The sequence below is a fragment of the Rathayibacter sp. Leaf299 genome, assembly GCF_001423055.1.
GTDB lineage: Bacteria > Actinomycetota > Actinomycetes > Actinomycetales > Microbacteriaceae > Rathayibacter > Rathayibacter caricis.
In genome coordinates, this window is record NZ_LMNT01000001.1 from 463,990 (window position 1) to 476,619 (window position 12,630).

A 12,630-nucleotide genomic window follows, 5' to 3' on the forward strand; every position below is an offset into this window, starting at 1 on the left:
CGTCCCATGATGACCACGGACCCCACCCCGCGCCCGCGACGATCGAGACTCCTGCTGGGGACGAGCATGCTCCTCGTGAGCGGGCTCCTCCTGGCCGGCTGCGCGACGCAGAACACGAGTGCCGCCCCTTCTTCTTCATCTACTACTTCCTCTCTGGCCGCCTCCACCGTGGCCGACTCGGCGACGCAGGTCACGAGCTCGACCGCCACGACCACCGCCGAGACGATCGCGGACACGACCGCCGCGGTCGAGGCGTTCCTCGCGACGCTCTCGGACGAGCAGCGTGAAGCGGTCACGTACGACTACGACGACGAGACGAAGACCACGTCGTGGTCGAACTTCCCCGTCACGTTCGTCGAGCGAGCGGGTCTGAACCTCGCCGACCTCACTCCGGAGCAGCAGGTCGCCGCCCTCCAGGTGATGGAGGCGCTGCTCAGCGACGAGGCGTTCGCGACGGTCGCGAGCATCATCGCGGGCGATCAGTACCTCGTCGAGAACAGCAGCACCACGGAGGACTCGCTCGGGCAGTACTACCTCGCGCTCTTCGGCGACGCCTCCGACACGAGCGCCTACGAGGTGCAGTTCGGCGGCCACCACCTCGGCATCAACGCCACCCTCGACGGCGCGGCCGACGCGATCACCTTCGCCCCGACGCACCTCGGCGTGCAGCCCGCCGACTGGATCGCCGCCGACGGCACCGAGGTGCAGGCCTTCGACGGGATCTACACCGACGCCTTCGCGTTCGTCGACTCGCTGACCGCCGAGCAGCAGGCGGCACTCACCGCCGGCGACGTCACCATGTGCGCCCCCGGCGACACCTGCGAGTTCACGACCGGATCGGGCCTCACCGGCGCCGACCTCACCGACGAGCAGCGCGAGCTGCTGCTCGACCTGATCGCGAACTGGTCGGGCATGGCCGACGAGCAGAGCGCCGCGGCCACCCGCGCCGAGATCGAGGCGACCCTCGACACCACTGTGATCGCCTGGTCCGGAGAGACGACGTACGACATGAGCACGGGCGACGGCATCAGCTTCTCGATCTCCGGCCCGAACGTCTACGTCGGGTTCCAGGCGCAGAACGGCTCCGCCGGCGCGGACGTCGACGGGGTGAGCACCTCGGGCTGGGGCCACGTGCACACGATCTACCGCGACCCGACGGACGACTACGCGGGCAGCGTCGAGCAGCAGGCGGCGACCGGGATGGGCGGCGGGGGCGGCGGCACTCCGCCGTCCGCCTGACCGCGCGCCCCGGATCCGGTCGCGCGGACATCCGGATGCTCACCCCCACCTCGCCGCGGCCCTCGCGTAGGGTCCCCTGGTGACCAGCACCCGAGCAGCCCGAGCCTGGCGAGCGGCGACGGCCGCGCCGCGCCTCCTCCTCGCCGCGAAGACCGCGCTCGCGGTCGGCGTCGCCTGGACCCTCGCGCCGCACGTGCCCGGCGTCGCCGAGGAGTACCCCTACTACGCACCGCTCGGCGCGCTGGTGAGCATGTACCCGACCCTGATGGGCTCGGCGCGCACGGGCCTCCAGACGCTCGCCGGGCTCGCAGCGGGGATCGCGCTCGCGACTCTCGTCGTCGTGACCGTCGGGCCGACGTGGTGGACCATCCCGATCATCGTCGGGCTCGGCGTGCTCGTCTCGGGCACCGGCTGGTTCGGCGCGGGCAAGGAGTACGTGCCGATGGCGGCGCTGTTCGTGCTGATCATCGGAGGAGCGGACGCCGAGGACTACTCGCTCGGCTACCTCGTGCAGATGGCGGTCGGAGTGGTCGTGGGACTCCTCGTGAACCTGATCGTGGTGCCGGGGCTGACCAGCGAGGCGGCGGCGGCCCGGGTCGACGAGTTCCAGGAGCGTCTGGCGGGCGTGCTGCGCGACACGGCCGCCGCCCTCGACGAGCCGTGGCCGCCCGAGCACGACTCGTGGGCGAGCACGGGGGAGGAGCTCGCGGCGACCTCGGAGGACGTGCGGCGCACGCTGGTCGAGGCCGACGAGAGCCGCAAGGGCAATCCGCGGGCGCTGCTGCACCGCCGCGACTCCCGATCCGATCACGACCGGCTGGCCGTGCTCGACACGGTCCTCTTCCATGTGCGCGACGCGACGAGCGCCCTCGCCGACACCCTGTGGGACCGGCCGGGGGCGCTGCGCTTCGACGAGGAGCTGCGCCGCCCGCTCGGCGACGCATTGCGGACGGTCGCCGCCGCCGTCGACCGCCACGGCGCGGGGACGGCCGAGGCGCACCGGCTGCTCGCCGAGGCGACCCGCTCGGTGCGCCTGCTGGTGCAGGCGGTGGACGAGCGGGCGGTGGCGGCGGGCAGCGCACTCGGGCCGGGAGTGCTCGTCGCGCTGCACCTGCGCCGGATCGTGGTGCTGCTGGCGCACGGCGCGGGCGAGCGGGACTAGCGCGAGCCCCCTCGACCGCGGGACGCTACTCCGCCCCCTCCCGCAGGAACTCCGAGAACCACCGGCCGCTCGACTTCACCGTGCGCTGCTGCGTCTCGTAGTCGACGTGCACGATCCCGAAGCGGCGGCTGTACCCCCACGCCCACTCGAAGTTGTCCATCAGCGACCAGACGAAGTAGCCGCGCAGGGGCAGGCCGTCGGCCACGGCGCCCGCGCACGCCTCGAGGTGGGCGCGCAGGTAGTCGGCGCGCTCCGCATCGTGCACGGTCCCGTCCTCGTCGACGGTGTCGGGATAGGCCGAGCCGTTCTCGGTGATGAAGAGCGGCAGCTCCGGAGCGAGCTCGTGCGCCATCGCGAGGACGTCCTGCAGACCGTCGGGGTGGATCTCCCAGCCCATCTGGGTGCGGGGCGCGTCGGTGCCGGCGAAGACGACGCTCTCGCTGCCGGGGTAGGCCGAGGGCGGTGCGTCCCGATCGACGACGGCTGCGTCGGCCGCGGCGACCGTGTGCCGGCTGTAGTAGTTGATGCCGAGGAAGTCGATCGGAGCCGCGATCGCGGCGAGGTCCTCCGCGGGCGCGTTCTCGGCGAACCACTCCGCCTGGCCCAGATCGTCGAGGACGTCGGCGGGGTACGCGCCGCGCAGCACCGGGTCGAGGAAGAGGCGGTTGCCCAGCCCGTCGATCCGGCGGGCGGCGTCGGCGTCGGCAGCGCTGCCGCTCGCCGGGCGCACCGAGTAGAGGTTCAGCGTGATGCCGACCTCGGCCTCGGGAGCCGCGGCGCGCAGGCGCGGCACGGCGAGACCGTGGCCGAGCAGCAGGTGGTGGGCGGCGCGCGCGGCGCGGCTCCCCTCCTGCCGTCCCGGGGCGTGGTGCCCGCTCGCGTAGCCCAGGAACGACGAGCACCACGGCTCGTTCAGCGTGATCCAGTGCGACACCACGTCGCCGAGCTCCTGAGCGACGAGCTCGGAGTAGTCGGCGAAGCGGAGCGCCGTGTCGCGCTCGAGCCAGCCGCCCCGCTCCTCCAGGGCCTGGGGCAGGTCCCAGTGGTAGAGCGTCGCCCAGGGCGTGATGCCGCGGGCGAGCAGCTTCTCGACCAGGCTCCGGTAGAAGCCGAGCCCGGCGGCCAGGGCGCGCCCCGTGCCGTCGGGCTGGATGCGCGGCCAGGCGATCGAGAACCGGTACGCGTCGAGGCCCAGGTCGGCCATCAGGGCGACGTCCTCGTCGACGCGGTGGTAGTGGTCGTCGGCCGGCTCGCCGGTGCGGCCGTCGGCGATCGCTCCGGGGCGCTGCACGAAGGCGTCCCAGATGCTCGGGCCCTTGCCGTCCTCGGCGACGGCGCCCTCGATCTGGTACGAGGCGGTCGCGGCGCCCCAGACGAAGTCGGACGGCAGGTCGGAGCGCTGCACCACGTCACGCCTCCTTCGAGGGGGCGAGCCAGTCGCCGTCGCCGTTCTCGCTGAGCGCGATGAGGATGTCGTCGCGCTTGATCCCGAGCGCGGCGAGCCTCTCGACGACGAGCGCGGCCCCGCGCTGCTTCACCTCGGGGCTGTAGCCGGTGTACACGAGGATCTGGACGAAGACGATGTCGCTGCGGTCGGCGTCCGGGAACGTCCGGCTGTAGAAGAGGTCGCCCTGCTCGTGCAGGCGGAAGATCTGGAAGAGGTCGTCGGCGGGCATCTCCCAGCCCTCGACGAGCGCGCTGTGCACGGCCTCGCTCATGGCGGGCCGGAGGTCGGCCAGGTGGTCGTGCATGTCGATGCGGACGAGAGGCATGGTCACTCGGTTTCTGTGAGGGGTGCGGAGTCGGAGGAGTCGAGCCAGTTCTCGGGAGGCGGGAGCAGCTGCTCCATCCGGTCCCAGAACTCCTCGGGGAGCTCGGCGGTGGCCGCGCTCACGGTGGTGGCGATGCGCTCGGGCCGGCTGATGCCGACCACGGTCGACGAGATGCGCGTGTCACGGGTGGAGAAGCGGAGCGCGGCGGTCGCGAGATCCGTCCCGTGGTCACGGCACACCTCCCGCATCGCCGTGATCGCAGAGAGAGTCGCCGGGCGGGCGGGCCGGTAGCCGTACTGCGTCCGGGACCCCGAGTCGTCGGCGAGGATCCCGCCTCCGAGCACCGCGGCGTTGAGCACCGCGAGCCCGTCCGCCGCGGCGCGCTCGAGCAGGGGGCCCGCGCTGCGGTCGACGAGCGTCCAGCGGTTGTGCACGAGCAGCACGTCGAACACGCCGAGGTCGAGGTAGCGCGACATCACGCGCACGTCCCCGCCGGCGAGGCCGAGGTGCCCGATCTCGCCGCGGTCGCGGGCGGCGACGAGCACCTCGACGGCACCGCCCGGCCCGGTCATCCGCTCGAAGGAGTGGAACTCGGGGTCGTGCAGCTGCACGACCGGGAGCGGGTCGAAGCCGAGCCGCTCCCGGCTCTCCTCGAGCGAGGCGCGGATGCGGTCACCGCTGTAGTCGCCGTCGAGCGGGTCCACCTTCGTCAGGACGAGGGCGTCCTCGGGCAGCCCGCCGTACTCGGCGACAGCCCGTCCGATCCGCTCCTCGCTCCGGCCACCGGAGTAGCCGTTGGCGGTGTCGATCGTGCGGATCTCGCTGTCGAGGACCGCGAGCACGACGTCGATCGCGTCGCGCTCGGCGACGGAGTACCCGAAGTTCTCGGGCATGCTGCCCAGCGGAGCGCCGCCGAGGGTCACCGGGCTGACGCGCAGTCCGGTCGAGCCGAGCGGGGCGAGCTCCCAGCCCACGGATCAGGCTCCGGTGGCCGCGTGCACGAGGCCGTCGGGATCCGTGTACAGATCGAGGCCGGCGGCGGAGCCGACGGGGACGGCGCCCGCGGGCGGAGCGCCCTCGAACTCGGCGGCCACGAAACCGGTCGAGGCCACCTGCGCGGCACGGTGCGACTTCTCGACCCGGGAGTAGGTGAAGATCTCGAGCGACGTGTCGCCGTCGCGGAGGAAGTCGATCTCGAAGCCGCGCGGGTCGTGCGCCTGGTGGATGCCCGCCATGCGCGTGAAGCCCAGGGCTCCGAAGTACTCCTCGGTGGCGGCCAGGTCCTCGACGGTCTCGGCGACGTGGTCGAAGCGCGGGCGGTCGGGGCTGCCCAGTCCCCAGTCGCGGTCCACGGCCTCGCGGTCGTAGACCTCGTGGTACTGGAGCGGCCCCTCGACCAGTTCGAGCAGGGTGCCGTCGGGGTCGTAGAAGAAGGTGATGCGCACGTCGCCCTCTGCGTGGATCGGCTCGAGCTGGAAGGGCACCTCGGCCTCGTGCAGAGCGGCGACGCGCTGGTCGAGATCGGCGACCTTGAAGCCGATGTGGCGGAAGCCCGCCTGGAGGTCGTCGGGCTCGAAGGTCGACGGCTCCGCGCTCTCGAGGCGGGCGAGGCGGATCACGGCGGTGACGGCGTCGAGCACGGCGGAGTCCTCGGACTGCTCGACCACCTCCACTCCGAGGAACCGCGTGTAGAAGTCGACCGAGCGGGAGACGTCGGTCACGTGCAGGAGGACGGAGCGAATGGCCACGGGCCAGTCCTTTCTGGAGAGGGGGCCGGAGCCCGGGGTCGGCGACGATGTCGACGAAAGAAACTATATAACCTTTTGATAGTAAGTTCGGACGAGAGAAGAAGCAGGGGCCGCGATGGCCGGGGTCACGCCCGGCGGCGGGTGTCCGGGTCGGCGCGCAGGCGCTCGATCCGGGTGTGCGGCAGCAGCACGTGCTGGAGCGCGAGGGTCGCCGCTCCGATCGCCGCCGCATCGAGGCCGGGATCCGAGAGCTCCACCTGCACGCTGTGCACGGCGCGGGCGCGGGCGAGCCGGGTGACCCGGTCGCGCACGGAGCGCACGTAGACCGCTCCCGCATCCGCGAAACCGGGACCGGCCAGGAAGAGCCGGTCCAGGTCCAGGAGGTTCACGGTCGACAGCACGGCGGCCGCGACCGCCGAGGCCGAGCGCTCGATCAGGGCGCGGCAGCGGGCCTCCCCGCTCGCCGCGGCACGGGCGACGGCGTTGAAGTCGTGCCGGAGGCGATCGTCGTCGCCCGACAGGTCGAGCTCGGCGGCGAGCGCGGCGTCCTCGAGGGCGCGCGCCACGACGGCCCGCGGGGCGGCGACCATCTCGAGGCAGCCCTGCGCTCCGCACCAGCAGTCGGGGCCGTCGAGGTCGACCACCATGTGGCCGATCTCGCCCACGTTCGACGACGCGCCGCGGCTGACGCTCCCGCCGACCATGAGCCCGAGGCCGAAGCCGTTGGACATGTAGAGCGTGGCGAAGTCCTCGGTGGCGGGGATCCGGCCCACCCAGAACTGGCCCAGCGCCGCGCAGGCGGCGTCGTTGTCGCGGACCACCGGCAGGCCGATCCGGGTCTCGAGCGCCTCGCGCACCGCGAAGGAGTCCCACTCGTCGGCGGTGAGCGAGAGGCGGCCGGCCCCGGTGTCCAGGTCGAGACCCGCTCCCGCGACCCCCACGCCCACGACGTCCGCCGGGGGGATGTCGAGCTGGCGGAACAGCTGCTCCAGCTCCTCGGCGACGCGGGGCACCACGTCGGCGGGGGCCGACTTGCCGATGCCGGCCGAGACCAGCTGCCCCACGACGGAGCCGCCCAGATCCACGACGACGTAGGTGAGGCGCTCGTCGTCGAGCGAGACGCCCACGGCGTAGCGCGCTCGGGGGTTGAGCTCGAGCAGGCTGCGCCGCTTGCCCCCCGTGGAATCGCTGAAGCCCGTCTCGATCACCAGGCGGTCCTCGATCAGGGACTTCACGATGCGCGTGATCGACGTGGCGGTGAGCCCCGACATCTCGGCCAGCTCGATCCGGCTGACGGTGCCGCTGGAGCGGACCATGTCGAGGATCGCGCTGCGGGTGTTCTCGGAGGAGGGGCCGATGCGCCGCGTGAGGCTCACGTCGTCTCCCCGACCACGACGAAGGGCTCGGGGGCCCGGGCGGAGGAGCGGTCGGCGCCGTCGATCGCGTGGAGGATCCGCTCGCCCAGCAGGGCGCCGATCTCGGTGCCGCGGCGGTCGAGCGCGGTGATCGAGGGACTGGCGCTCTGGCAGAGGGCGGAGTTGGTCCACGAGACGATCGCGACGTCCTCCGGGATCCGCGACCCGCGCTCGCGGAGGGCGCCGAGGGCCGCGGCGGCGTGCACGTCGCTGTCGAAGACGAGGGTCACCGGACCCGCCTGGACGGCGGCGATCGCGGCGGAGACGGCGGAGTCGACCCCGCGCTCGACCCGCACCACGTGGAACAGGTCGTCGCCGCCCGCGGTCTCCACCGCCGCCGACCGGGCCGAGCCGATGCCTCCGTCGTCAGGACCGGTGATGTACACGGCCGTGTCGTGCGACCGGGTGGCGAGGAACGCGCGCAGCACCGAGAGCGAGGCGTCGAAGTCGACGGACACCGCGGGGAAGTCGACCGTGAGCGAGGAGTGGACCACGCCCGCCAGGGGGAAGCCGAGGGAGCGGAGGAGCTCCACCCGGCCGTCCTCGCGGTGGACGTCGAGCAGGGCGACCGCGTCGATCCCGCCCACCTCGGCCCAGTGGCGGTAGGCCCGCTCCTCCGCGTCGCGATCCTCGACGACCCGGGTCACGAGGCCTCGACCGGCCTGGAGGAGGGGATCGGCGAGCGCGTGCACGAGTGCTGCGACGAAGTGGTCGTCGATGCTGCTCGCGGGAACGGCGAGTCCTACTGCGCTCATCTCTCCTCCTTCCGTCCGGTACTCGTTCATCTTGCCCGCATCATCGGCCGGCCGGGTCGCGTGCGGCCGGCCGACGACGCGCTCCTACTTGATCGCACCGGCCGCCATGCCGCGCTCGAACTGCTTCTGCAGGGCGATGTAGGCGACGATCGTGGGGATCGCCGTCACGACGGCGGCGGCGAGGATCTTGGGGGTGTCGTCGTTGTACTGGCGCCGGAAGAACTCCGGCAGCAGGGTGACGACGCCCATGTCCTCGTTGATCAGGAACACCTTGGGCAGCAGGTAGGCGTTCCAGGCGTTGATCAGCACGAGCACGATCAGCGCGACGGCCATGGGCTTCGCGAGCGGCAGGAGGATCGACCAGAACATCCGCCACGTCCCCGCCCCGTCCAGGCGGGCGGCCTCGAAGAGCGTGTCCGGGATCCCGTCGACGTAGCCGCGGGTGATCAGCACCGTGAACGGGATCTGCAGCGCGGCGATCGGCAGGATCACCGACCAGAAGGTGCCGAGCAGGTCGAGCTGCACCGCGGTGGCGTAGAGCGGGGCGATGAGCACGACCTCGGGCAGCGTCAGCGCGGCCATCATCATCCAGAAGAAGACCTCCTTGCGCCGGATGCGGAGCTTCGAGAAGCCGAAAGACGCCATCATCGTCGCCAGGTAGATGATGACGATCGACCCGCCCGCGACGATCGCCGAGTTGAGGAAGAAGCGCGCGAACCCGGGCACTGCGAGGACGGCGGCGTAGTTGCCCCAGCCGGCGCCGGCGAACGAGCGCGTGACCATCGCGTAGATCGGGATCGCGAACGGGATGATCGCGATCGTCACCACGAGCTGCAGCAGCAGCCGGGCGCGCACCGAGCGGGTCTCAAACACGGGGGGCCTCCTTCGTCACCGGCACGACCGGCACGCGCTCGCGTCCGCGGACCTGGATGATCACCGACGTGCCGACCGCGATGACCAGCAGGATCACCGAGAGGGCCGCGGCGTAGCCGAGGTTCCGCGAGGACCCGGCGGTCTCGGCGTAGATCATCGTCCCGAGGAACTCGGACGAGTGCGCCGGCCCGCCCTGGGTGAGCAGCCAGACGTTGTCGAAGAGCTTGAGCGCGGTGATGAAGTTCAGCACCGCCAGCGACACCGTGATCGAGCGCAGGTTCGGCAGCACGATCGAGAAGAGGATGCGGAGGTTCCCGCCGCCGTCGATCCGCGCGGCCTCGAGCATCTCGGGGTCGATCTGCGCCATGCCGGCGTAGTAGAGGATGAAGCCGAACCCGACGGATCCCCAGCAGCCGACGACGATGATCACCAGCAGGGACGTGGCGGACTGGCCCAGCCAGCCCTGGGCGACGGCACCGAGGCCGACGGCGTCGAGGATCCGGTTCAGGGTCCCGTCGGTCTGCCAGACCTGGATGTGCGCCGGGGCCAGCGTCGCGGGAGCGACGACGACCGGGATCACGATGATCACCTTGTAGACGTTCGCGAGCAGGATCCTCGAGTGCATCGCGGCGGCGAACAGCACGCCTCCGAGCACCTGCACCGCGAACACGACGACGAAGTAGACCGCCGTGTTGCGGATCGCGCCCCAGAACACCGGGTCGCTGAAGGCCTGCACGTAGTTGTCGACGCCGACCGGGATCATCCGCTGCCGGCCGCCGCCCCACTCGAAGAAGGAGAGGTAGCCGGAGTAGAAGATGCTGTAGTAGATCAGGCCGACCGAGAGGATGAACCCGGGGAGGATCCAGGGCAGCCCCCCGGGGAGGAGGTGCGAGACCCTGCGGATCGCGCCGCCGGGCTTCTCCTCCCGAGAGGGCCGGCCGGTGCCGGTCGGACGCTGGACCGTCGCGGTCATGGCGAGGTGTCTCCGATCCCGATCACGCCGCTCAGTCGATCCCGATGGAGCTGGCCTCGGAGCCCGCCTGCACGTCGGCCGCGATCTGCTCGATCGTGCGGTCGAGGGTCGGGTCGAGCACCTGCTGGATCGCGATGACCACGGCGTCGAGCGTGGTCTCGGTGGTCTGCCACTGGCGCGACTGCTCGGTCGCGGTGCTGGCGGCGAGGAGCTCCTCGATCGCGGGGCGCTGCACGGCCTCGTCGACGAGGGACACCTGCGACCAGTCCGGCTCGATGCCCTGGAGTGCGGGGAGCAGGTCGAGGGCGTTCGCCACGTTCTGCTGACCGTTCTCGGACATGGTCATCCAGGCGACGAAGGTCTTGGCTGCGGCGATGTTCGGCGAGTCGCCGTTGATGGCCAGCCCGTAGTCGGCCTCGCCGAAGTAGGCCGATCCGTTGCCCTTGCCGGCGACATCCGGGAACGGAGCGGGCAGCTGCACGAAGCAGGTCGGGTCGCTCACTCCGGCGGCCTCCATGGCCGACTTGCAGGACTCGGCGCCCGAGTACTGGGTGTACCAGAAGCCCATCTGCACCATCGCGGCGTCGCCCTTCATGAAGGCCTCGTTCGCGAGCGGGTACTGGGTGCCGTCGAGGGCGTCCGGGCCGATGATCCCGTCCTCCTTCATGTCCTTGATGATCTGGAGGACCTCGATGCCCTGCGGGTCGTCCCACTTCGCCTCGCCCGTGGCCGCCTCGATGAAGAAGTCGGGATCGACCGAGTTGGCGATCGCGTGGTACAGCTCGCTCGGGAAGGTGTCCTCGCCGCCGGCGCCCATCGTGAAGCAGGTCTTGCCGATCGCGGCGACCTTCTCGCAGGTGTCGACCCAGGAGTCGTAGTCGGTCGGCATCTCGGCACCGGCCTCGTCGAGCACGTTCTGGTCGTACCAGAGGAACCCGGCCGACATCCCGCCGAGGGGGAGCGAGACGAGGCGGCCGTCCGAAGCGGTCAGCTGGTCGGTGTAGCCGCCGCCGAGCCTGGTCGACCAGTCCTGGCCGAGGGTGTCCTCGGCCAGCGGGGCGAGGTCGATGGCGTAGGGGCCCCAGGTGTCGGGCGATCCGCCAGCGGGGGAGAGGTCGAAGACGTCGGGGCCCTCGCCGGAGTCGAGCGCCGGGGTCAGCGCGGTGCGGAAGTCGACGTTCTCGAAGTTCTTGTAGGTGACCTCGATGTCGGGGTACTCCTCGTTGAACGCCGCGATGTAGCGCTCGGCGACGGGAGTGTCGGGCGTCCAACCCCACCAGGTCACCTGGCCGCTGTCCGAGGGGGCGGCGGATTCGTCGCCCGCGTCTCCACCGGCGCTGCAGCCGGCGAGCAGCAGGGAGGCGGCCGCGACGACCGCTGCGGCCGCGAGGGGGAACTTGCTCATCCTGAGTCCTTCCATCACTTCTTCGTGGGGAGTCCGCCTCGAGGGTCACGGTGCGGCGGGGCGTGAGCGACGGCCGGTCGTGGGAGGTGGTGGTAGCGACGCTAGCCGCGTCGAAGTCGTTTGGGAAGTACTAACGTTTCTTTTGTTATTAAGTTCGCGACGACGTCGGTCGTCCGCGTTCGGGAGGGGCAACGGGTGAGTGCGTCGGGGCCGGGCGCTGCGGCGGCCGGGGCGGGCGCGGTCAGCGGGAGCGGGTCAGCGCGAGCAGACTGCTCAGCCCCTCCTGGCTGCCCGGCCAGTGCCGGCGGATCGCCTCCGGCCCTGCGCGGCGGATCGCGAAGCGCAGGACGAGGGCGACGACGAGGACGTCGTCCGCGACTCCGAGCACGGGGATCACGTCCGGGATCAGGTCGATCGGGAGCAGGAGGTAGCCGAGCAGGCCGACCAGCGACCAGCGGACGACGCGCGGCACCGTCCGGTCGGCGAGGAGGGCGCGGAGGAGCCGGACGACGTCCGGGATCAGGCGCAGCGCCTCCCTCCAGTCGATGGCGCGGCCCCTCCGCCGCTGCTCGCGCCAGAGCACGAGGACGAGCGCGCACCAGACGAGCACGGCGCCGCCGAGCACGGCGAGGGCGAGCGCCCACCAGCCGTCGGCGGTCATCGGGAGACGGGTGCGGGGCGGGTCACTCCGTCACCGTAGCGAGCCGCCGGGCGCGAGCGCGGCTCCGAAGCGGGAGGGGAAGTGTGCGATCTGCAGGTACTTCGCACAGGAATGCGGTTCCCGCCGCGGCACGAGGGCGGAGGGGCGCCGGATCCCCTGCAGATCGTGCATGCGCCCACCCGCAGAGGGTCCGATGGGGGCGAGCGCTACTCCGCGTCGCCGTCGAGCCGGTCGCGGACGGAGGTCTGCACGTCGACGCGTTCCTTCCGCACCGAGTCCGAGACGGTGCGCATCTCGACGATCCGGTCGACGAGCACGCTGACCCGCTCGACGGGCACGACGCGGGTCGTCGGCACGAGCTCCTCGGCGTGCAGCACGAAGATGATCGGGGCGGGAGGCTCGGCATCGATCGCGGGCCCGGCGCCGTCGATCGGCTCGCGCTCGATGACCAGCTCCTCACGGCGCAGCGGCACGGTGACCGTGCGCTCCTCCGTCACGACGACGCGGCGGATCCGCACCCTCTCGGTGGCGGTGCGCACAGTCGTCGCCGAGAGGCGCTCCTCCGAGCGGATCACCGTGACGGCGTCGTCGGACGGGCGGTCGGCCGGGGGTCGGCTGTCGGGCACG

The 12,630-nt window shown here is 71.7% G+C and carries 13 protein-coding genes; 2 read left to right on the forward strand and 11 right to left on the reverse strand.

Going from position 1 to position 12,630, the window contains the following annotated elements; genetic code table 11:
- Positions 1–6 precede the first annotated feature (6 nt).
- Both ASF48_RS02075 and ASF48_RS02080 read left to right on the forward strand, forming a co-directional pair.
- Complete coding sequence (locus ASF48_RS02075) at positions 7–1,239, forward strand: DUF3500 domain-containing protein (protein ID WP_055785639.1); 1,233 nt, start codon at positions 7–9, stop codon at positions 1,237–1,239.
- Between the two features lie 79 nt (positions 1,240–1,318).
- The gene (locus ASF48_RS02080; protein WP_235577169.1) at positions 1,319–2,401 is read left to right on the forward strand and encodes an aromatic acid exporter family protein; all 1,083 of its coding nucleotides are present in this window, start codon (positions 1,319–1,321) and stop codon (positions 2,399–2,401) included.
- A 25-nt stretch (positions 2,402–2,426) separates the two neighbouring features.
- On the opposite strand, the gene ASF48_RS02085 is transcribed toward ASF48_RS02080, so the two are convergent.
- The 11 genes from ASF48_RS02085 to ASF48_RS02135 all read right to left on the reverse strand — a co-directional run bounded on the left by ASF48_RS02085 (position 2,427) and on the right by ASF48_RS02135 (position 12,629).
- Entirely contained in the window at positions 2,427–3,809 is a 1,383-nt protein-coding gene (locus ASF48_RS02085) for a GH1 family beta-glucosidase (protein WP_055785645.1), read from the reverse strand.
- 1 nt (position 3,810) lies between these two features.
- A complete protein-coding gene (locus ASF48_RS02090) occupies positions 3,811–4,173 on the reverse strand; it encodes a tautomerase family protein (RefSeq protein WP_055785648.1) in 363 nt (120 codons plus the stop codon).
- A 2-nt stretch (positions 4,174–4,175) separates the two neighbouring features.
- The gene (locus ASF48_RS02095) at positions 4,176–5,147 is read right to left on the reverse strand and encodes an aldo/keto reductase (RefSeq protein ID WP_055785653.1); all 972 of its coding nucleotides are present in this window, start codon (positions 5,145–5,147) and stop codon (positions 4,176–4,178) included.
- A gap of 3 nt (positions 5,148–5,150) precedes the next feature.
- A complete protein-coding gene (locus ASF48_RS02100) occupies positions 5,151–5,921 on the reverse strand; it encodes a VOC family protein (protein WP_055785658.1) in 771 nt (256 codons plus the stop codon).
- Between the two features lie 125 nt (positions 5,922–6,046).
- A complete protein-coding gene (locus ASF48_RS02105; RefSeq protein WP_055785661.1) occupies positions 6,047–7,297 on the reverse strand; it encodes an ROK family transcriptional regulator in 1,251 nt (416 codons plus the stop codon).
- On the reverse strand, positions 7,294–8,091 hold the full coding sequence (locus ASF48_RS02110; RefSeq protein ID WP_055785665.1) for a substrate-binding domain-containing protein: 798 nt from the start codon (positions 8,089–8,091) through the stop codon (positions 7,294–7,296). The genes ASF48_RS02105 and ASF48_RS02110 overlap by 4 nt, the downstream gene beginning before the upstream one ends.
- Positions 8,092–8,175: 84 nt before the next feature.
- Positions 8,176–8,964: a carbohydrate ABC transporter permease gene (locus ASF48_RS02115; protein WP_055785668.1), complete on the reverse strand. Its 789-nt coding sequence runs from the start codon at positions 8,962–8,964 to the stop codon at positions 8,176–8,178.
- Positions 8,957–9,937 (reverse strand): carbohydrate ABC transporter permease, encoded by a 981-nt coding sequence (locus ASF48_RS02120; RefSeq protein ID WP_055785673.1) that lies wholly within the window; start codon positions 9,935–9,937, stop codon positions 8,957–8,959. Before ASF48_RS02120 ends, ASF48_RS02115 begins: the two co-directional genes overlap by 8 nt.
- 31 nt (positions 9,938–9,968) lie before the next feature.
- Complete coding sequence (locus ASF48_RS02125; protein WP_055785676.1) at positions 9,969–11,342, reverse strand: ABC transporter substrate-binding protein; 1,374 nt, start codon at positions 11,340–11,342, stop codon at positions 9,969–9,971.
- Between the two features lie 241 nt (positions 11,343–11,583).
- Positions 11,584–12,003: a YkvA family protein gene (locus ASF48_RS02130; RefSeq protein ID WP_055785679.1), complete on the reverse strand. Its 420-nt coding sequence runs from the start codon at positions 12,001–12,003 to the stop codon at positions 11,584–11,586.
- 206 nt (positions 12,004–12,209) lie between these two features.
- Positions 12,210–12,629 carry a YsnF/AvaK domain-containing protein gene (locus ASF48_RS02135; protein ID WP_055785682.1) on the reverse strand — a complete coding sequence of 140 codons (420 nt, stop codon included), beginning with the start codon at positions 12,627–12,629 and terminating at the stop codon, positions 12,210–12,212.
- Between the last annotated feature and the right edge of the window lies 1 nt (position 12,630).

What these genes read in the sequence shown, in the direction of transcription:
- ASF48_RS02075 (WP_055785639.1), top strand. Translation starts at nt 7, where the DNA reads ATGATGACCACGGACCCCACCCCGCGCCCGCGACGATCGAGACTCCTG.
- ASF48_RS02120 (WP_055785673.1), bottom strand. Translation starts at nt 9,937, where the DNA reads ATGACCGCGACGGTCCAGCGTCCGACCGGCACCGGCCGGCCCTCTCGG.
- ASF48_RS02125 (WP_055785676.1), bottom strand. Translation starts at nt 11,342, where the DNA reads ATGAGCAAGTTCCCCCTCGCGGCCGCAGCGGTCGTCGCGGCCGCCTCC.
- ASF48_RS02130 (WP_055785679.1), bottom strand. Translation starts at nt 12,003, where the DNA reads ATGACCGCCGACGGCTGGTGGGCGCTCGCCCTCGCCGTGCTCGGCGGC.
- ASF48_RS02110 (WP_055785665.1), bottom strand. Translation starts at nt 8,091, where the DNA reads ATGAGCGCAGTAGGACTCGCCGTTCCCGCGAGCAGCATCGACGACCAC.
- ASF48_RS02090 (WP_055785648.1), bottom strand. Translation starts at nt 4,173, where the DNA reads ATGCCTCTCGTCCGCATCGACATGCACGACCACCTGGCCGACCTCCGG.